The organism is Streptomyces sp. H27-D2 (genome assembly GCF_035828615.1).
Classification (GTDB): domain Bacteria; phylum Actinomycetota; class Actinomycetes; order Streptomycetales; family Streptomycetaceae; genus Streptomyces.
The window spans coordinates 16,450-35,426 of the sequence record NZ_JAYMZR010000049.1 but is presented as its reverse complement, the minus strand read 5'-3'; the positions used below and the strand labels follow the sequence as shown (position 1 = coordinate 35,426).

At 71.3% G+C, this 18,977-nt stretch carries 20 protein-coding genes; 7 read left to right on the top strand and 13 right to left on the bottom strand.

What is annotated here, in order from left to right; all coding sequences use genetic code 11:
- Positions 1–101 precede the first annotated feature (101 nt).
- The 4 genes from QMK28_RS19515 to QMK28_RS19500 all read right to left on the bottom strand — a co-directional run bounded on the left by QMK28_RS19515 (position 102) and on the right by QMK28_RS19500 (position 4,275).
- Positions 102–1,361 (bottom strand): hydrogenase expression protein HypF, encoded by a 1,260-nt coding sequence (locus tag QMK28_RS19515; RefSeq protein ID WP_326439670.1) that lies wholly within the window; start codon positions 1,359–1,361, stop codon positions 102–104.
- 70 nt (positions 1,362–1,431) lie between these two features.
- Entirely contained in the window at positions 1,432–1,971 is a 540-nt protein-coding gene (locus QMK28_RS19510; protein WP_326439668.1) for a DUF6114 domain-containing protein, read from the bottom strand.
- Between the two features lie 104 nt (positions 1,972–2,075).
- Positions 2,076–2,693, bottom strand: a complete 618-nt coding sequence (locus QMK28_RS19505; protein WP_326439666.1) for a DUF6230 family protein — start codon at positions 2,691–2,693, stop codon at positions 2,076–2,078.
- 553 nt (positions 2,694–3,246) lie between these two features.
- Entirely contained in the window at positions 3,247–4,275 is a 1,029-nt protein-coding gene (locus tag QMK28_RS19500; protein WP_326439664.1) for a tetratricopeptide repeat protein, read from the bottom strand.
- A 336-nt stretch (positions 4,276–4,611) separates the two neighbouring features.
- Here QMK28_RS19500 and QMK28_RS19495 point away from each other — a divergent pair, with 336 nt between their 5' ends.
- A complete protein-coding gene (locus tag QMK28_RS19495) occupies positions 4,612–5,271 on the top strand; it encodes a TetR/AcrR family transcriptional regulator (RefSeq protein ID WP_326439662.1) in 660 nt (219 codons plus the stop codon).
- Between the two features lie 35 nt (positions 5,272–5,306).
- Here QMK28_RS19495 and QMK28_RS19490 read toward each other — a convergent pair whose 3' ends face one another.
- On the bottom strand, positions 5,307–6,365 hold the full coding sequence (locus tag QMK28_RS19490) for a GDP-mannose 4,6-dehydratase (protein WP_326439660.1): 1,059 nt from the start codon (positions 6,363–6,365) through the stop codon (positions 5,307–5,309).
- Positions 6,362–7,648, bottom strand: a complete 1,287-nt coding sequence (locus QMK28_RS19485; RefSeq protein ID WP_326439658.1) for a UDP-N-acetylglucosamine--N-acetylmuramyl-(pentapeptide) pyrophosphoryl-undecaprenol N-acetylglucosamine transferase — start codon at positions 7,646–7,648, stop codon at positions 6,362–6,364. Before QMK28_RS19485 ends, QMK28_RS19490 begins: the two co-directional genes overlap by 4 nt.
- 101 nt (positions 7,649–7,749) lie before the next feature.
- On the opposite strand from QMK28_RS19485, the gene QMK28_RS19480 reads away from it, so the two are divergent.
- Both QMK28_RS19480 and QMK28_RS19475 read left to right on the top strand, forming a co-directional pair.
- A complete protein-coding gene (locus QMK28_RS19480; RefSeq protein WP_326439657.1) occupies positions 7,750–8,445 on the top strand; it encodes a response regulator transcription factor in 696 nt (231 codons plus the stop codon).
- Positions 8,446–8,612: 167 nt separating this feature from the next.
- Positions 8,613–9,947, top strand: a complete 1,335-nt coding sequence (locus tag QMK28_RS19475; RefSeq protein WP_326439706.1) for a sensor histidine kinase — start codon at positions 8,613–8,615, stop codon at positions 9,945–9,947.
- A gap of 290 nt (positions 9,948–10,237) precedes the next feature.
- Here QMK28_RS19475 and QMK28_RS19470 read toward each other — a convergent pair whose 3' ends face one another.
- From QMK28_RS19470 to QMK28_RS19450, 5 genes are all read right to left on the bottom strand, one after another.
- A complete protein-coding gene (locus QMK28_RS19470; protein ID WP_326439656.1) occupies positions 10,238–11,938 on the bottom strand; it encodes an acyl-CoA mutase large subunit family protein in 1,701 nt (566 codons plus the stop codon).
- A 94-nt stretch (positions 11,939–12,032) separates the two neighbouring features.
- Entirely contained in the window at positions 12,033–12,359 is a 327-nt protein-coding gene (locus QMK28_RS19465; protein ID WP_326439654.1) for a DUF3817 domain-containing protein, read from the bottom strand.
- A 127-nt stretch (positions 12,360–12,486) separates the two neighbouring features.
- Positions 12,487–12,993: a MarR family winged helix-turn-helix transcriptional regulator gene (locus QMK28_RS19460; RefSeq protein WP_326439653.1), complete on the bottom strand. Its 507-nt coding sequence runs from the start codon at positions 12,991–12,993 to the stop codon at positions 12,487–12,489.
- A gap of 140 nt (positions 12,994–13,133) precedes the next feature.
- On the bottom strand, positions 13,134–13,430 hold the full coding sequence (locus tag QMK28_RS19455) for an MTH1187 family thiamine-binding protein (RefSeq protein ID WP_326439651.1): 297 nt from the start codon (positions 13,428–13,430) through the stop codon (positions 13,134–13,136).
- Positions 13,427–13,774, bottom strand: a complete 348-nt coding sequence (locus tag QMK28_RS19450) for a DUF3817 domain-containing protein (protein WP_326439649.1) — start codon at positions 13,772–13,774, stop codon at positions 13,427–13,429. The genes QMK28_RS19455 and QMK28_RS19450 overlap by 4 nt, the downstream gene beginning before the upstream one ends.
- 157 nt (positions 13,775–13,931) lie before the next feature.
- On the opposite strand from QMK28_RS19450, the gene QMK28_RS19445 reads away from it, so the two are divergent.
- The 4 genes from QMK28_RS19445 (at position 13,932) to QMK28_RS19430 (ending at position 16,573) form a co-directional block, all read left to right on the top strand.
- Entirely contained in the window at positions 13,932–14,570 is a 639-nt protein-coding gene (locus QMK28_RS19445; RefSeq protein ID WP_326439647.1) for an AIM24 family protein, read from the top strand.
- Complete coding sequence (locus tag QMK28_RS19440; RefSeq protein ID WP_326439646.1) at positions 14,570–15,220, top strand: AIM24 family protein; 651 nt, start codon at positions 14,570–14,572, stop codon at positions 15,218–15,220. Before QMK28_RS19445 ends, QMK28_RS19440 begins: the two co-directional genes overlap by 1 nt.
- The gene (locus QMK28_RS19435; protein ID WP_326439644.1) at positions 15,217–15,996 is read left to right on the top strand and encodes an AIM24 family protein; all 780 of its coding nucleotides are present in this window, start codon (positions 15,217–15,219) and stop codon (positions 15,994–15,996) included. Before QMK28_RS19440 ends, QMK28_RS19435 begins: the two co-directional genes overlap by 4 nt.
- Before the next feature lie 100 nt (positions 15,997–16,096).
- A complete protein-coding gene (locus tag QMK28_RS19430) occupies positions 16,097–16,573 on the top strand; it encodes a MarR family winged helix-turn-helix transcriptional regulator (RefSeq protein WP_326439642.1) in 477 nt (158 codons plus the stop codon).
- Between the two features lie 130 nt (positions 16,574–16,703).
- Here the strand turns inward: QMK28_RS19430 and QMK28_RS19425 are convergent, their stop codons facing one another.
- Positions 16,704–18,194: a sensor histidine kinase gene (locus QMK28_RS19425; RefSeq protein ID WP_326439640.1), complete on the bottom strand. Its 1,491-nt coding sequence runs from the start codon at positions 18,192–18,194 to the stop codon at positions 16,704–16,706.
- Positions 18,187–18,852: a response regulator transcription factor gene (locus tag QMK28_RS19420; RefSeq protein WP_326439638.1), complete on the bottom strand. Its 666-nt coding sequence runs from the start codon at positions 18,850–18,852 to the stop codon at positions 18,187–18,189. The genes QMK28_RS19425 and QMK28_RS19420 overlap by 8 nt, the downstream gene beginning before the upstream one ends.
- Between the last annotated feature and the right edge of the window lie 125 nt (positions 18,853–18,977).

Below are 18,977 nucleotides of genomic sequence, written 5' to 3'. Positions count from 1 at the left end.
TCTGCGGCACCGCGTTCCGCGCCGCGTCGAGCCGCGGCCGGGGCCGTACCCGCGGCGCGGCGGCTCCCGCCGGAGCCTCGCGCCGGGGAACGGCCCCGGTCTCAGCCCTGAGTGTCGTACAGGTGCATGCCGGGAATGGTGAGATCGCCACCGAACTGACCGGCCTGCGTGACCTTCACGTCGGTGAAGAACAGCTCCGGAAGGGACAGCGGAGGCGGGCTCTTCGGGCTGAAGGTGATCGGAATGATGCCCAGGAGGTTGCCCTTGAGCTCCTCCGTGTACATCGTCACCTTGCCGTTCTGGATGGTCGAGTTGCTTCCCTTGCGCGCTTCCACGTGCGTGGTGGTCCCACCGGGGCCCTCGACCAACTGGTGCAGGTCCTTGATGTCCACGCTCTTGGCGGTGAACTTGAGGACGTCCTTGACGGTGCCGTTGTGGGTCTTGACCTTGACGATGCCCTCGTAGTCGAGTCCGTGGAGCGCGAGCCGGCTGCTCTTCAGGATCCAGGGCTTGTCGGGCAGCAGGCTGCTCGTGGGCTCGGTCTTCGCGTTGGCGAGCGCGTCCGCGTCGTACTTCGGACAGGGGAAGGACTCCAGGCCGCTGTCCGAAGCGGACGGGTTCGGGTCCCCGTCCTTCTTCGCCTTGGCGGCTGCCTTCCGGGCGGCCTCGGCCTCGTCGGCGGCTTCGTCCGCGGCCTTCTTGATGGCCGCGGCCTTCTTGCGCACCGACTCGGTCGTGCCGCCCACCTTGCCGGTGGCCTTCTCGGCCTTCTCGCCGGCCTTGCCCACCGGGTCGGCGGGCTTGGCCGGAGCCGAAGAACTGGCGCTGGGCGACGGCGAGGCGGAAGCGCTCGGCTCCGCGTCGTTGGACGGATCGAAGAGATCCTCGATCTTCTCTCCGACGCCCAGCGGGTCGAGCGGGTTCTGGGACTTGCTCGTGGAGGGGCTCGGCGAAGCCTCGGGGGCCTTGGCCTCCGACTGCTGCGCCTCGGACTCGCCGGCCGCGGGCTGCTTCGCCGCGTCCGGCGCCGACTTGTCCGCCGAGGGTGCGGCGGATCGAGGCGGCGTCGGTCCGGGCGAGGCGGAGGCGCTCGGTGAAGCGCTGGGCTTCGCCGACTCCTTGGCCGCCTTGTCCTTCGCGTCGGCCTTCGCCTTGGCGTCGGCCTCGGCCTTCGCCTCGTCGGTCTTATGCTGCTTGTCCGCCTCGTCGGGCTGCGAGACGCACGGACCGGGCTTGAAACCCTTGGGCTGCGGGTCCGCCTGGGCGAGCTGCGGTGTGAGACCCATTCCCATCAGCACAGCCGTCGGCATGGCCGCCAGGGCTATCGCCTTGCCCGCCGGCATCTGCAGGCGGGTGAGCATCGATCTTCTCGGAGCCGCGTGACGCGGCCCTGATCTCGCACGGCGGCCCTCGCCCTCCAGCTGAGCCTCATCAGGCACGGTGCCTCCCATTCCTGGAATCGTCGTCCGCCGCAGGGCCGGCCGCGGCCGGTTCGGGCGCGTCCTCGCGGTCACCCTCGTCCGGCTTCGGTGCCGGCTCCGGGGCGTAGCCGTCGAGACGCTGCTTCGCGTGGCCGGTGCCGCCGGGTCCCCAGGCGACGGCCAGGCCGCCGCCGAACAGGGCCAGCAGGAAGCCGATCAGGAAGCCTCCGAAGTTGGAGACGACCAGCGAGACCATGCCGAGCACGAGCGCGGCGACTCCCGCGAAGATCCGGACCAACGGCTGGAACCACATGGTCAGTCCGAGGACCACCAGCAGTACGCCGATGATCAGCGAGCCCGATCCGGCGGTGGTCGACATCCGGACGGTCAGCTGGCCAACGGTGAGGTTGGCGTACGGGAAGTACGCGATCGGCAGCCCGCCCAGCAGCGTCAGCAGTCCTGCCCAGAAGGGGCGCTGTCCGCGCCACACCCGGAAGGACTGGCGCCAGTGGCCGATGCGTTCACGCGCCCCCGGCGACTCTGCACTCATCGAAAACAGCTCCCTGGGGCCTGCGATCTGGACGATCGCTGAATGTTCACTCGGTAACGCGGGACGGGCGAGGGACGGCGAGGCCCCCCACCCGCCTCAGTGCGTCAGTAGCACTCGCTCTTGCCCTTGATGACCTTCATCGAAAGGCCTGAGAGCTTGAACGTTCCCGCACTGGTCGCCCAGGCGGTCTGCTGGACACCCTTCAGGGTCGCCGAATCGGCTTCCTGGGCGAAAGAGCCCGGGTCTGCCGCGTCGCCCTTCTTGATACCGGGGCCCTTTGTCGAGTCGCCTGCCGCGACACCGATGTTGATGTTGCGGAACGTGGCGTCCGCGTTGAGCTCATCAAGATCGATGAAGAGGTTCTTGGCCTCGACCGGGGTGCCCTTGTTGCCCGCCGACAGCTTCAGCGAGACATCGCCGAAGCCCGGGACGGGAACGACGACGGACTGGCACAGGTTCTTGATCTCGGCCTTCTTGAAGGCCGAGACCGCGACCGGGATGTGCTTCCCGCCATGCTGTGTGTCGATCGCGCCGTACTGCAGGAAGCCGGTGCCGTCGAGACGGTCAGCGCTGACCTTGAACTGCTGGCCGGACACGCTGAACGACGCCGCGAGCGCACCCTGTGCCAGGGCGACGCCGATCACGGCGGTAGCCGCGACACTCGGCACCATGACGACGGCGAACCGCTTCCATCTGGTCCCACCACGAGCCAGAGACTCCATGACTTTCCTCCTTCTCGGACGTACATCTCCGGCCGGTACTGCGGAGCCCGGCCTGGGATGGGAGAAGTGCTACGCCCTCGGGAAGAAGAGCGCCGGACCCGGAAGGCGAAGCTTCCTGGACACCGACGCACACCCCCGAGCGACAACCACTGGCCACGCAACTCGCGCAACCTCCTGGACAGGCCCTGCCAGGTGGCAGGTACCCCCCTGTCCAAAGCCGGCGCCACTGCCGCCGGCCCACTCGGTGGGGATCCAGTACTCCGCGGCGCCGAATGGATGCCGGGCAGCGGGAATGGACCGAGCGAGGCCGATCGTGGTCCATTCCCGGCCGGGGCACAAGGGGTTCGTTACTAGCGAGTAACGGCGGGATAACCGAAGCGTGCCCGGCCGATATCGGCCGGGCACGCAGGGTTGTCGCTGACACGGAGGAAACAAGTGGGGAATTGGGGTACACCCCAACAAAAGGCCCGGATTCCTTTACTGCGAGTAACAGCCGCCGCGTTTACCAAGATTTGGTAAAGCGCGGGCGCAGCGCCGGATGTGACCGGAGGGGTCAGAACAGGACGCGTGCCAGTGCGCTACGGGCGGTGACGACACGGGGATCGTCCGCGCCGATGACCTCGAAGAGTTCGAGCAGCCGGAGCCGCACCGCCTCGCGGTCCGGGCCGGCCGTCAGCCGTACGGTGTCGACCAGTCGCCCGAAGGCGTCCTCGACATGTCCGCCGACCAGATCGAGGTCGGCGGCGGCGATCTGCGCGGCCGGGTCCTTCGGGTTCGCCGCGGCGTCCGCGCGCACCTTCTGCGGATCCAGATGCTGCACGCGTTGCAGCAGCTCGGCCTGGGCCAGGCCCAGCGTCGCTTCCGGGTTGGCCGGGTCGTCACTCAGCACATTGCGGTAGGCCTGGATCGCGCCGCCCAGGTCGCCCGCGTCGAGCGCGTCGTGCGCCGCCGCGAGCAGGGCGTCGTACGGGCCGACCGGCTCCGGAGCCGCGGTGTCCGCACCGCCGGCGCCCGCCTCGGCGCCGCCGTCGCTCTGCGTACCCGGCGCGCCGGCCGCGACCGGCGCCCCGACGATGCCGAAGCGCTCCTCGGCCGCCTGGATCAGCTGGTTGAGCACGTCGCGGATCTGGGATTCCGGCGCCGCCCCCTGGAACAGCGGCAGCGCCTGGCCCGCGATCACCGCGAAGACGGCGGGGATGCCCTGTACACCGAACTGCTGGAGGAGCGCCTGGTTCGCGTCGGCGTCGATCTTGGCGAGGATGAAGCGTCCGGCGTACTCCGCCGTCAGCCGCTCCAGCAGCGGGCCGAGCTGCTTGCACGGCTCGCACCACTCGGCCCAGAAGTCGATGACGACCGGGACCTCGCTGGAGCGCTGGAGGACATCCCGCTCGAAACCGGCCTCGTCGACATTGATCACCAGGGGCGAGGCTCCGCCCTCGCCGGCCGGCCCGACCTCATCAGGGTTCTGGCCGCTGCGGATCGCTTCGGCTCGCGCCTGCTCCGCCTTCTGCTTCGCTTCAGCGGCCGCCTTCACCGCAGCGAGGTCGACTACTCCACTCATGGACACATTGCGTGGCTGCATGGGCCTATCTTCCCCCCTCGGCGCGGTGATCAGAAAGGCGGCCGCGAACTCACCCCGACCGGCGGCCTCTGTACTGCTCTGTACTGTTCCGGACCGCGCCGTTCCGGGCTGGTCTGCACCGGTATGCGCCGCACCGTCCCCTGTTTCACGGTTACTGCTCGCGCGCCGGATCCCCATCCGGCGCAAGTGGCTGTCGCTCTTTCGCTACGGGTCGTAGCGTAACTCTTCCCGCCCTGTCCCCCGCAAGCCCCCGGACAAAGCCCCTCTGTGATGTGGCTCACGACCCGCCCGCGGGGCATTCGCGGGGGCATCCGTACCCACCGGTATGGTCTGCCCATGCCAGCCGACCCGCCCTCTGTTCCCGGGCCGCCCCCCAGCGGCCGCACCGGCCGCCCGCGCAGCGCCGCGGCCGACCGGGCGATCCTCGACGCGACCCGCGCCGCGCTGGTCGAGCTGGGCTGGGGCAAGCTGACGATGGGCGACGTCGCGGCCCGCGCGGGCGTCGCCAAGACCACCCTCTACCGCCGCTGGGCCCACAAGAGCGAGCTGGTCGTGGACGCGGTGGCGGTCCTCTTCGACGAACTGACGCTGCCCGACCTCGGCAGCCTCCAGGCCGACATCGAGAACGTCGTGCTCCAGTTCGCGGTGCTGCTGGAGCGCCCGGAGACCAAGACCGCGCTGATGGCGGTGGTCGCCGAATCCACTCGTGACGAGGCGCTGCGCGTCCGGATCCGCTCGGCGATCGTGGACCGGCAGAAGCGGCTCGTCGTGCTGGGCCGCGAACGCGCCCAGGAACGCGGCGAGCTGCCCCGCGAGGAGGACCCCGCGGCGACGGCCCGCAGTGACGATCTGATCTTCGACGTGATCGCCGGCGCGGTGGTGCACCGCGCCCTGGTCAGGGGCGAGCCGGTCGACGCCGATTGGACGTCGGCCTTCACCACGATCCTGCTGAGCGGCCTGCCCGCGCTCAGGATCAGTGGCGCTCGATCTTCGTAGCGCTCAGCCCTCGTAGCGCCCGGCCCTCGTAGCCCTCAGACCTCGTAACGGTCCGCCGCGAAGAGCCGCAGGTTCTCGGCCACCCACTCCGACGTGCGGCGCAAGCCCTCCGCCAGCGGGACCTCCGGCTGCCAGGACGCCCACTCGCGCGCCCGGGTGTTGTCGGACAGCAGCCGCTGCACCTCGCTGCCCGAGGGCCGCAGCCGCGACGGGTCCACCACCACCTCGGCGTCCCGTCCGGAGGCCGCGATCAGCGCCTCGGCCAGCGCGCCGATGGAGATCTCCTGGCCGGTACCCAGGTTGACCACCTCGCCGAGCGCGCGGTCGCAGTCCGCGAGCGCCAGGAATCCGGCCGCGGTGTCCGTGACGAAAGTGAAGTCGCGGGTCGGGGAGAGCGAGCCGAGCTTGATCTCGCGCGCACCGGAGTGCAGCTGGGCGAGGATCGCCGGGATGACGGCGCGGGCCGACTGGCGCGGGCCGTAGGTGTTGAACGGGCGCACCACGGTGACCGGCAGCCCGAAGGAGTGGTGGAAGGAGAGCGCCATCATGTCCGCGCCGATCTTCGAGGCGGAGTACGGGGACTGCGGTTGCAGCGGGTGCCGCTCGCTGATCGGGACGGTGCGCGCGGTGCCGTAGACCTCGCTGGTGGAGGTGTGCACCAGCCGGCGGACGTCGTGCCGCCGGCACGCCTGGGCGATGTTGTCGGTGCCGACGACATTCGTCTGGACATACGCGCCGGGCGACTCGTAGCTGTACGGGATGCCGATCAGCGCGGCGAGGTGGAAGACGGTGTCGCAGCCCTCGACGGCGTCCATCACCCGGCCCGCGTCCCGGACGTCGCCCGCGAGCATCTCGACCGGGTCGCCGGGGATGCCCGCGCTGTCCGGGCCGAGGTAGCGGGCGAGGTGGCCGCGCTCGGCGTACGGCTTGTAGTGCACCAGCGCCTTCACGTTCGCGCCGCGCGCCACGAGCATGTCCAGCAGCGTGCTGCCGATGAAGCCCTCGGCGCCGGTCACCAGGACGGTACGGCCGGCCCAGGTGTCGCCGATCGGGCCGCCGGCCGTCGGGTTGTCGCTGCTCAGCTGGTCGCTCATGCGCTTTTCCTCAGTTCGGGGAGGTCGGATGCGGGGAGGTCGGATGTGGGGGTGTCGAAGGACGGGCCGCTCTCGGCGGTGGCGGCTTCGGCGGTGTCGGCCTCGGCGCGCGGCAGGCGGCCCGCGAGGCGCAGCGCCTTGGCCGCCAGCAGGTCGGCGGCGCGGGCGTGGCTGCCGGGGTCGGCGACCCCGTCCATCGCCAGCAGCCGTCGCGGGTCGGCCAGCAGCGGTTCCAGCAGTGCGGCCAGCCGCTCGGCGGTGGTCTCGGCGTCGGGCAGCAGCAGCGCGGCGCCGACGTCGCTGAGCACCCGCGCGTTGTGCGTCTGGTGGTCGCCGGGCGCGTGCGGATAGGGCACCAGCACGGCCGGCACACCGGTGCTGGCCAGCTCGGCGATGGTCGCCGAACCCGCGCGGCACACCACGAGGTCGGCGGCGGCGTACGCGAGGTCCATCCGGTCCAGGTACGGCACCGCCTCGGCGACCCGGTCGCCGCCCTCGGCCGCCAGCCGGACCCGTGCGGCGTCCAGCGCCGCCGGGCCGGTCTTCACCAGCAGCCGTACGTCCCCACGCCGCTGCCAGCGCCGGGCGAGGCCGACGGCCGCCTCGGTGAGCCGGGCCGCGCCCAGGCTGCCGCCGTTGACCAGCACGAGCAAGCACCCGTCCGGGACGCCCAACTCGCGGCGGGCGGCGGCCCGCAGCGCCTTGCGGTCGAGTGTGGCGAGCGGTCCGACGAGCGGCATGCCGACCACCTCGGCCCGCTCCGCGCCGGGCAGGTGGGCGCGGCTGCGCTCGAAGGCGAGCGCGATGTGCGGGGTCAGCCGGGCGGCGAACTTATTGGCCCGGCCGGGGACCGCGTTGGACTCGTGGACCAGGCTGGGCAGCCCGGCCATCCTGGCTCCGACGATCACCGGGGCGCTCGGGTAGCCGCCCATGCCGACCGCGACCTGCGCGCCCTGCTCGCGCAGGATCGTGCGGCACTGCGCGCCGGAGCGCAGCAGGGCGGCGGGCAGCAGGAAGCGCTTGGCGCCCAGCGCCGGGTCGAAGGGGATCATGTCGACGGTGTGCAGCCGGTAGCCGGCGTCCGGGATCAGCCGGGTCTCCAGGCCGCGTTCGGTGCCGACGAAGGAGATCAGCGCGTCGGGCTCGGCCCGGCGCAGGGCATCGGCGAGAGCCAGCCCCGGATAGATGTGGCCGCCCGTGCCGCCCGCCCCGATGACCACGGAGAGGGGGCGCTGGTCGGTCCGCCGGTGGGCGGGGTGCCTGCGTTCCTGTGGTGTTCGCATGGCCGCCACGCTCACGGAGTGCTCTAAGAGGCTTCTAAGAGCCGTGTTTGACAACCTGTGACCATGACCCCGCACAACGATCACCGGCAGGAACGGACGCCATGAGAACCGAGCCCGCGGCCAGAGTCCTCGTGGTGGACGACGAGCCCGAAGTCCGCGCCGCCGTCGAGGACGGCCTGGCCGTCGAGGGGTACGCGGTGCGCGGGGCCGCCGACGGGCTGGCCGCGCTGTCCGAGGTCGCGGCCTGGCAGCCGGACGTCATCGTGCTGGACGTGATGATGCCGGTGCTCGACGGCCTCGCGGTGTGCCGCCGGCTGCGCGGGCTCGAGGACCGTACGCCGATCCTGGTGCTGACCGCGCTGGACTCGGTGAGCGAGCGGGTGGACGGGCTCGACGCGGGCGCGGACGACTATCTCGTCAAGCCGTTCGCGCTGGACGAGCTGGTGGCGCGGGTGCGGGCGCTGCTGCGGCGGGCCGCGCCGCTGCCTGAGGAGGACCCCGAACTGTCCTTCGCCGACCTGGTGGTGGACCCGCAGACGCGGACCGGGCGGCGCTCGGGGCGCGCGCTCGAATTCAGCCGCACCGAATTCGCGGTGCTGGAGCTGCTGCTGCGGCACCCGCGGCAGGTGCTGCCGCGCGAGCTGATCCTCGAACTCGTCTGGGGGCGGGACTTCGGCCCCGACTCCAATTCGCTGGCCGTCTACATCGGCTACCTGCGGCGCAAGCTGGAGGCGGACGGCGAGTCCCGGCTCGTCCACACCGTGCACGGCGTGGGCTACCGGCTGGACGAGGAGTGAGCGGCGCACAGGGGGCGGGCGAACGCACGGCGGACCCGCCGGGAGCGGGCGCGTCCCCGACGGGCGCGCATGGCCGGAGCGCACGCGGGCGCGAAGCGCGCCGGCCGGGCGCGCGCAGGCTCGGCGCGCGCTGGCGCAGGCACCGCCCGCTGCGCACCCGGCTCGCGATGGCCGCCTCGGCGGCGGTCGCGCTGGTGGCGGTGGGCGTGTGCGCGGCGGCGTTCGTCATCATCCGGCACCAGATGACCCGCCAACTGGACCTGAGCCTGGCCCAGACGGCCGCGCAGGTCACCCAGCAGAGCCGCGGCTGGGGTCCGACGGTGGGCGATACGAGCTGCCGCTTCCAGGCCGTGCCGTGTGTGCAGATCGTGCCGTCCGACCCGGCCGAGGACCCGGCGAAGCCGTACGCGCTGCGCGTCACGGACGCCACCCGGCAGGTCGCGGCCGGACAGCACGCGCCGTACTACAGCAAGCTGACGGTCGTCGGCCAGGAGATGCGGATGTTCACCACCCGGCTGCCTGGCAAGCACGAGGCGTTGCAGGTCGCGCTGCGCTCCGACACCGTGCAGCGCGGCGTGCGGCAGGCCGCCTGGGCGCTGTCAGCGGTGGGCGGCGCGGGCGTGCTGCTCGCGGCCGGGCTGGGCTACTGGGTGTCGCGTTCGGGCCTGGCCCCGGTCACCCGGCTGACCGCCACCGCCGAGCGCATCGCGGCCACCCGCGACGCGCGGCACCGCATCGAGCTGCCCCCGGGACCGCCCGGCCGCGAGGACGAGGTGACCCGCCTCGCGACCAGCTTCAACACCATGCTCGGCGAGCTGGAGCAGTCCATCGCCGCCCAGCGCCGGCTCGTCGCGGACGCCTCGCACGAGCTGCGCACCCCGCTCACCGCGCTGCGCACCAACGCCGAACTGCTCGCCCGCGCGGACCGGTTGACCGACGCCCAGCGCGACCGGGCCTCGGCGGCGCTGGGCCGCCAGCTGCGGGAGGTCACCCAGCTCGTCAACGACCTGATCGAGCTGGCCCGCGACGAGGAGCCGCAGCCGCTGGTGGAGCAGGTCCGCCCGGCCGATCTGGCCGCCCACGCGGTGCGCGCCGCGCGCGGCCACTGGCCGCAGATCGCCTTCCAGGACCACTTCGCTGCGGAGACGGAAGCGGTGGCCCTGCCCGGCGTCCCGGCCCGGATCAGCCGGCTGCTGACGAATCTGCTCGACAACGCGGCCAAGTTCAGCCCGCCGGGCGGTCCGGTGGAGGTGGAGCTGACCGCGTACTCCGGCGCTCTGGAGCTGACGGTCCGCGACCACGGGCCCGGCATCGCCGCCGAGGACCTGCCGTACGTCTTCGACCGCTTCTACCGCGCGGAGGCCGCCCGCGCGCTGCCCGGCTCGGGCCTCGGTCTCGCCATGGCCCGGCAGATCGCCCGCGCGCACTCCGCTGACCTCACCGCCGAACAGGCCCCGGGCGGCGGCGCGCTGTTCCGGCTGAGTTTCCCGGCGGCCGGCTGAGCCTCCGGCTCGCGCCGGGCGGGCTGCTCGCCGGCTTCTGCCAGGCGCGGCTGCGGAGAGCCGCCTCTTGGCCAGCCACGGCCGGCTTCCCGGCCCGCGCGGCGGGAAGCAGCGCGCTGTGCTCGCGGGGGGACGAGCAGGGCACCGCCTGCTGACAGCGCCCGGCCGGAGAGACCCGCTCACCCCGTCGGCCGGGGAGTCCCGTCGGCCTGGGAGCCCCGTCGGCCGGAGTCCCGTCGGCCGGAGCCCCCGTCGGCCCGGGAGCACACGCCCGTCACCGGAACCACCGCTCAGAAGCCGGGCGGCTCCGTGTAAACGCCCCACTCCTCGCGCAGTACCTCGCAGATCTCGCCGAGCGTCCCCTCGGCCCGTACGGCCTCCAGCATCGGCTCGATCATGTTGGAGCCGTCGCGGGCTGCGGCGATCAGCGCGTCGAGGGCGGTACGGACCCGCGCGTCGTCCCGCGCGGCCTTGCGCTCGCCGAGCTGCTGGACCTGGTCGCGCTCGACCTCGTGGCTGACCCGCAGGATCTCCAGGTCGCCGGTGACCGAGCCGTGGTGGCAGTTGACGCCGACGACCCGCTTGTCGCCCTTCTCCAGGGACTGCTGGTACTGGAAGGCGGATTCGGCGATCTCGCCGGTGAACCAGCCGTCCTCGATGCCGCGCAGGATGCCGCTGGTGATCGGCCCGATGGGGTGCTCGCCGGAGGGCGCCGCCCGCCGGCCGCGCTCCTTGATCTGCTCGAAGATCTTCTCCGCGTCGGCCTCGATCCGGTCCGTCAGCGCCTCGACGTACCAGGAGCCGCCCAGCGGGTCGGCGACGTTGGCGACGCCGGTCTCCTCCATCAGCACCTGCTGGGTGCGCAGCGCGATCTCGGCGGCCTGCTCGCTGGGCAGCGCGAGGGTCTCGTCGAGGGCGTTGGTGTGCAGCGAGTTGGTGCCGCCCAGGACGGCCGAGAGGGCCTCGACGGCGGTCCGTACGACGTTGTTGTACGGCTGCTGGGCGGTCAGCGAGACGCCGGCGGTCTGGGTGTGGAAGCGCAGCCACTGCGCCTTGTCGGTCTGCGCGCCGTAGACGTCGCGCATCCAGCGGGCCCAGATGCGGCGGGCGGCGCGGAACTTGGCGATCTCCTCGAAGAAGTCGAGGTGGGCGTCGAAGAAGAAGGAGAGGCCGGAGGCGAAGGCGTCCACGTCCATGCCGCGCGAGAGGCCCAGCTCGACGTAGCCGAAGCCGTCGGCGAGGGTGTAGGCGAGCTCCTGCGCGGCCGTCGCCCCGGCTTCGCGGATGTGGTAGCCGGAGACGGAGAGCGGCTTGTACGCGGGGATCTCGCGCGCGCAGTGCTCCATCAGGTCGCCGATCAGGCGCAGGTGCGGCTCGGGCTGGAAGAGCCACTCCTTCTGCGCGATGTACTCCTTGAAGATGTCGGTCTGCAAGGTGCCGTTGAGCGTGGCCGGGTCGATGCCCTGCCGTTCGGCGGCGACGATGTACATGCAGAAGACGGGCACGGCCGGGCCGCTGATCGTCATCGAGGTCGTGACGTCGCCGAGCGGGATGTCCTGGAAGAGGACCTCCATGTCGGCGGCGGAGTCGATGGCGACGCCGCAGTGGCCGACCTCGCCGAGCGCCTTGGGCTCGTCGGAGTCGCGGCCCATCAGGGTCGGCATGTCGAACGCGACGGAGAGGCCGCCGCCGCCCGCCGCCAGGATCATCTTGTAGCGCTCGTTGGTCTGCTCGGCGTTGCCGAAGCCGGCGAACTGCCGGATGGTCCAGGTGCGGCCGCGGTATCCGGTGGAGTGCAGCCCGCGGGTGAAGGGGTACTCGCCGGGCCAGCCGATCCGTTCGAAGCCCTCGACCTCGGTGCCGGGTGCGGGCCCGTAGACGGGCTCCACGGGGTCCTGGGACAGGGTGGAGAAATCGGCTTCCCGCTTGCGGGATGCGTCGTACCGGGCCTGCCAGCGCAGGCGGCCCTGCTCAATCGCGTCAGCGTCCATAGCATCAATTTACTAGGACGTCCTAGTAAATGTCGATGGCAATCCGCCCGGCGCAGCGCGGCGGCCGGGCGGAGGCTTGGTGCGGGTGGCTCTGCTAAGCCTCGGCGGGGGCGGTGGCGGCCCCGATGAGCAGCGGCTTCACCTCGCGGGTGATCCTCGGCTCGACGAAGAAGGAGGCGAGCGGGATGCAGCCGGCGGCCAGCACCCACAGCAGCTTGCCGAACGGCCACTTCGCCTTGGAGCCCAGGTCGAAGGCGAAGACGACGTAGACGATGAACAGCACGCCGTGGATCTGGGACACCATCATGGTGTCGCCGGTATCGAACCCGTACTTCAGGACGATGCACACGGTGAACACGAGCAGCCACACCGCGGTGACGTAAGCCATCACCCGGTACCGGGACAACACATTCGACTTCATGCCATCGAGCGTAACGGGCGCTCCGGGACGCTTTCGCCCGGCCCCGCGCAGCCCGCGCCCGGCCTGCGACGGCCCCAGCACCTGGCCCGCGCCCGGGCCGGGCCCCGCGCCCGTGGCCCGGCTTCCGCTACGCCTCGAAGTCCCCGGCGGCGACCCGCAGCGGCCGCAGCATGGCGAAGATCTCCCCGCACTCCTCGGCGTCGTACGCCTTGAGCCCGAACTCGGCCGCCATCAGGTCGCGGGTGGCCGCGTCGCACGTCTCGCGGCCCTGGTCGGTGATCGAGGCGAGCGTGCCGCGCCCGTCGTTCGGGTTCGGCCGCTTGGCCACCAGCCCGGATTTCACCAGCCGGTCGACGGTGTTGGTGACCGAGGTCGGGTGGACCATCAGCCGCTCCCCGATCTTCGACATGGTCAGCTCGCCGGCCTGGCTGAAGGTGAGCAGCACCAGCGCTTCGTAGCGGGCGAAACTCAGCCCGTACGGCTTGACGACGGCGTCGACCTCGGCGAGCAGGATCTGATGGGCCCGCATGATCGAGGTGATCGCGCCCATGGACGGCACGGATCCCCATCGCTGCTTCCAGAGCTCGTCGGCGCGGGCGATGGGGTCGAACGGCAGACTGAGGGGCTTTGGCACGCCCTCGACCCTACCGGCCGGTCACATGCTGGTCAGCCCTGTCTCGCCGACTGGATACGGACGGCGGCGGAGCCCGGCAGTCCCGGCCCCGCCGTCCCCGGCGCTCCAGCGAGACCGCCGGCCCTGTGGAACGAGGCCCGCTAACCCTGCGAGAGATGCCGCTCGACCGTCTCGACCTTCGAGGTCATCCCGTCCGTGACCCCCGGCCGGATATCCGCCTTGAGGACCAGCGAGACGCGCGGAGCACGCGCCTCGACCGCCGCGACGGCGCGCTTGACGACGTCCATGACCTCGTCCCACTCGCCCTCGATCGAGGTGAACATGGCGTCGGTGTGGTTGGGCAGGCCCGACTCGCGGACCACCCGGACCGCGTCGGCGACGTACTCGCCGACGTCCTCGCCCACACCCAGCGGGCTGACGGAGAAGGCGACGATCATGCGGCGGTCACACCTGCCTTGCGGGCGCGGGAGGCGATCACGCCGTCGCGCTCGTCGCGCTTGAGGATCTTGTCGCCGTACAGCCCGCCGAACGGGAGCACGGCGAGGACGAAGAACAGGGCGACCTTCTTGACCGACCACTTCGCCCGGATCCAGACGACCGCGAGCATGAGCAGGTAGAGCAGGAAAAGCACGGCGTGGAGCACGCCCAGCGGCATGACGAGGTCGATGTCCGAGATCCGGCTGAGCAGCGATCCGAAGATCAGCAGCGCCGGGAAGGAGAGCGCCTCCGGGACGGAGACCAGACGGAGCCGGTGCAGTGCGGTAGCTGTCTTGATGTCCACGGGGGCACCTTCGGTGAGTGTCAGAGCAAGGACGAGCTTGTGAAGGAGCGCACAAGCGCTCCCATTGTTACAGCCCCGTCGTGGTTCGCCGCGTCAGGGTCCGTTCCACACCGATGTGCCCTGTTCGGCGACGGATGAGAACGCTAGCGTCGCTTCCGTGGCTCAGTTTCGGCTCCAGGGGAGCAAGGTGCTCGCCGTCGACATGACGGGCGATGCCGTAAAAGCGAAGAACGGCGCGATGGTCGCCTACGACGGCGAGATGGCGTTCAAGAAGATGACCGGCGGCGGTGAGGGACTGCGCGGCATGGTCACCCGCCGGATCACCGGCGAACAGATGGCGGTCATGGAGGTGAAGGGCAAGGGCACCTGTTATTTCGCCGACCGCGCCAGTGAGATCAATCTGGTCTCACTGAACGGCGAGAAGCTGTACGTCGAGTCCAGCAATCTGCTGTGCACCGATGCCGCGCTGCGCACCGGCACGACGTTCACCGGGCTGCGCGGGGCCTCGCAGGGCAACGGGCTGTTCACCACCACCGTCGAGGGCACCGGCCAGGCCGCGCTGACCTCGGACGGCCCGGCCGTCGTGCTGCGGGTGACCCGCGACTACCCGTTGCAGGTCGATCCGGGGGCGTACGTGGCGCATACCGGCAACCTCAAACAGCACTTCCAGTCCGGCGTGAACTTCCGGACCTTCCTCGGCGAGGGCTCCGGCGAGGCGTTCCAGATCCGCTTCGAGGGCGAGGGGCTCGTCTACGTCCAGCCCAGCGAGCGGAACACCGTCGGAGGCGAGGTCTGATGCCGTTCACCCTCCTCAACTCCCGCATGGTGCAGGCCGAGGTGCGTCCGGGACAGCGGCTGTTCAGCCAGCGCGGCGCGATGCTCGCCTACCGGGGCGAGGTGAGCTTCACCCCCAGTATCACCGGCGGCCACGGCGGCGTGCTGTCGATGATCGGCCGCCGCGTCGCGAACGAGGCGACCCCGCTGATGACGGTGGAGGGCAGCGGCACGGTGATGTTCGGCCACGGCGGGCACCACGTGCACGTCGTCGAACTGTCCGGCGACACCCTGTACGTCGAGGCGGACCGGCTGCTCGCCTTCGACGGGGCGCTCACCCAGGGCACGATGTTCATGGGCTCGCAGGGCGGCGTGATGGGCATGGTGCGCGGCCAGGTCACCGGCCAGGGCCTGTTCACCACGACCCTCAAGGGCCACGGCGCGGTCGCCGTGATGGCGCACGGCGGCGTGATCGAACTGCCGATCTCCCCGCAGCGCCCGGTGCACGTCGACCCACAGGCCTACGTCGCGCACCGCGGCGAGGTGCGCAACAAACTCTCCACCGCGCTGGGCTGGCGCGAGATGGTCGGCCGCGGCTCGGGCGAGGGGTTCCAGCTGGAGCTCTCCGGGCAGGGCACGGTGTACGTACAGGCGTCGGAGGAGAAGCTGTGAGCGGTCCGGTAGCCCCCTACGGCGCGGCGGGCGCCGGCGGCCCCGCCGTGCACGACCCGCACACGCTGCCGGTCGACGACAACGTCAACCCGTACACCTTCAGCGTGGATCTCCAGGGCCAGTGGTTCCTGCAGAAGGGGAAGATGATCGCCTATTACGGGCGGATCGACTTCCACGGCATCGGCCACGGCCGGCTGGACCGGCTGGTCGCCGGCAGCTTCCACTCGCCACTGCACGCCGCGGACTGGGTGGTGGCCGAGGGCCAGGGCAAGATGCTGCTCGCCGACCGGGCCTTCGACGTCAACTCCTATGACCTGGAGGACGGCAACCTCACCATCAGGTCGGGCAATCTGCTGGCCTTCCAGCCGACGCTCTCGCTCAAGCAGTCGATCATTCCGGGGTTCCTGACGCTGATCGGCTCGGGCAAGTTCGTGGCGGCCTCGAACGGTCCGGTGGTCTTCGTCGAGCCGCCGATCCGGGTCGATCCGCAGGCGCTGGTGGGCTGGTCGGACTGCCCGTCCCCGTGCCACCACTACGACCACCAGTACCTCAAGGGCGTGCTCGGCGGCCTCCGCGCGCTCAGCGGCGTCGGCGGGGTCTCGGGCGAGGAGCACCAGTTCGAGTTCGTCGGCGCGGGCACCGTGCTGCTCCAGTCCACCGAGCAGCTGATGCCCGAACTGGCGACGGGAGCTGTCCCGGACCAGGCGGGCGTTCCGGCCGGGTCACCGCGCATGCCGGGGCAGTTGGGGGACCTCCAGCGTCGCTTCGGTCTGTGAGCGATACTCTGCAGAGGGTAACATCGAACGCCTGCACCACTGTGAGGCGCGAGACACACAAATTCGTCCGACTTTCAACTTTATTAGGTAGAATCAATTCATGGAGACCGAAACCGGCACCCGCTGGCTGACCGAGGATGAGCAGCAGGCCTGGCGCGCTCACCTGGACGTCAGCCGGTTGCTGATGCACCAGCTCGAACGCGACCTGCATCCCTTCGGCCTGACCAACAACGACTACGAAATCCTCGTCAACCTCTCCGAGGCCGACGACCACAGGCTGCGGATGAGCGATCTGGCCACCGTCACCCTGCAATCCAAGAGCCGGCTGTCCCATCAGGTCACCCGCATGGAGAACGCGGGCCTGGTCCGGCGCGAGAGCTGCGAGTCCGACCGGCGGGGGCTGTACGCGGTCCTCACCGACCAGGGCTGGAACACCATGCGCGAAGTCGCGCCGCACCATGTCGCCTCCGTGCGGCGGCACTTCATCGATCTGCTCTCCCCGGAGGAGCTGGACTCGCTCCACTCCTCCCTCGGCCCCGTCGCCGAGCATCTGCGCAGCAGCCGCGGGATCGGCTGAACGCCGGCGGTCGCGGTCGGCCACCGAGGATCGCGACCGACCGGCTCAGGCCGCCACGAACCGCCACGAACGCTACGGGCCGCCTCAGGGCGTAGCCCCGAGCGCCTCAGGGCGCAGCCCGTGCGCGCCGCTACTCGACGATCGGCAGCCGCAGCACGAACACCGCGCCGCCGCTTGGGGTCTCCCCGGGGCCGCCAGGCCCGAGGGGAACCTCCACGGTCAGCGTCCCGCCGTGCCGCACCGCGACATCGCGGGCGATGGCGAGCCCCAGCCCCGCGCCGCCGTCGTCACGGGCGCGCGCGTCGTCCAGCCGGACGAACCGTTCGAAGATCCGCTCGCGCTCCGTCTCGGGCACCCCCGCGCCGTCGTCGGCGACCTCCAGCACCGCCCATCCGGCCTCCCGGCGCACCCGTACGACCACCTCGCTCCCCGCGTGCCGCTGCGCGTTGTCGAGCAGGTTGCCCAGCACGCGCCCCAACTGGCCGCGGGAACCGGCCACGCGCAGCTCGGACAGCTCCGCCACCCGTACCGGCAGCCGGTCCCCGTTCCGCTGGGACAGCTCGGTGCGCACCAGCCGGTCGAGTTCCACCCGGCCGTCCGCGGGCCGCTCCCCCGCGTCCAGCCGGGCCAGCAGCAGCAGGTCCGCCGCGAGCCGTTGCAGCCGGACGGTGTCCGCGACCGCGCCGTCCACATCCAGCAACTCCGGGTGTGCGACGCCCACTTCCAGCTGGGTGCGCAGACTCGCGATGGGGCTGCGCAGCTCGTGCGAGGCGTCCGCGACGAACCGGCGCTGCCGCTCCACCGAGGACTCCAGCGCCGAGAGCGTCTCGTTGGTCGTACGGGCCAGTCTGGACACCTCGTCGCCCGCCGACGACTCCGGCACCCGCCGGGTCAGGTCCTCGCTCGCGGTGATCGCGGCCATCTCCCGCCGGATGCCCTCGACCGGCCGCAGCGCCCGCCGCGTCATCAGCCAGGTGACACCGGCGACCACCAGCAGCAGCACGGGCAGGCCGACGAGCATCGCGTTGCGCACCGTGCCGACCGCCGCCTGTTCGGTGGTCAGCGGAGCGCCGGCGTAGACCGTGACCGTCTCGTCAAAGGACGTCGTCGCCTCGATGCGGGCGAAGCGGTAGTCGCCCGCATCGCCGTCCACGGTCGCCTCTCCGCCGCCGACGTCGGTCTCGTCGGAGACCTCGCCGCGCTGCGGGCCGTCGGTCTGCTCGCTCCCGGCGTCCTCGTCATCGTCGTCATCGCCCCCAGGACTGGCACTCGCGCCGGGGCTCGGGGCCGCGCCGGGGCCCGGCTGCGGGGTGACCCGGCCGGTGCCGGTCCCGGACACCGCCTGGAGATCCTCGCTGACCGCCCTGACCCGGCCTTTCTCGTCCACGACCTGCACCGGCTCGTCGTCGTCCGGCATCTCCAGGTCGTCGTAGGCGACGCCGGTGGCGACCTGCGAGGCGACATCGCGGGCGCTGATCTCCGCGTGCAGATCGGCCTGGCCGATCAGATTGCCCCGCAGCACTATCAGCAGCACGACACCCGCGCCGACGAGCGCGATCGCCACCACGAGGGTCGCGCCCAGCGCGGCCCGCGCCCGTACCGACGCGAGGGACTTACGCATCCGAGGCCACCATCCGGTACCCGGCGCCGCGCACGGTCTGGATCGAGGCCGCGCCCAGCTTCCGGCGCAGCGTGCTGACGTACACCTCGATGATGTTGGGGTCGCCGTCGTAGGCGAAGTCCCAGACGTGCTCCAGGATCTCCGCCTTGGAGACGACCTCCCCGGCCCGCTCCGCCAGTTGCTCCAGCACGGCGAACTCCTTGGCGGTGAGCGTGATCTCGTCCTCGCCGCGCAGCACCCGCCGGGTGGCCCGGTCCACGCTCAGCGGGCCGACCCGCAGCACCGGCGAGGCCGTCCCGCCGCGCCGCCGCAGCAGTGCCTTCACCCGCGCGACCAGCACCATGTACGAGAACGGCTTGGTCAGATAGTCGTCGGCCCCGGTGTCCAGGCCCTCCGCCTCGTCGTACTCACCGTCCTTGGCGGTCAGCATCAGGATCGGCACCTCGTTGCCGGCCGCGCGCAGGGCCGCGCACACCCGGTAGCCGTTCATCCCCGGCAGCATGATGTCGAGGATCAACAGGTCGTAGTCCCCCTCCCCGACCCGGTGCAGCCCTTCCAGGCCGTCGTGCACCACATCCACGGCGAAACCCTCGGCGGTCAGGCCCTTGGCCAGCGACAGGGCTAGCCGTCGCTCATCCTCAACGATCAACAGACGCATACCGCAACCTTGCCGCACCCAAGCTGAAGATCCCTTCAGGTGGCTTCAGGCTGGCTTCAGCATCGCTCGGCCAAGGTGGTCCACAGAGCAACCGGCGCAAGCAGCCACAGCCCCACCAGGAGGAC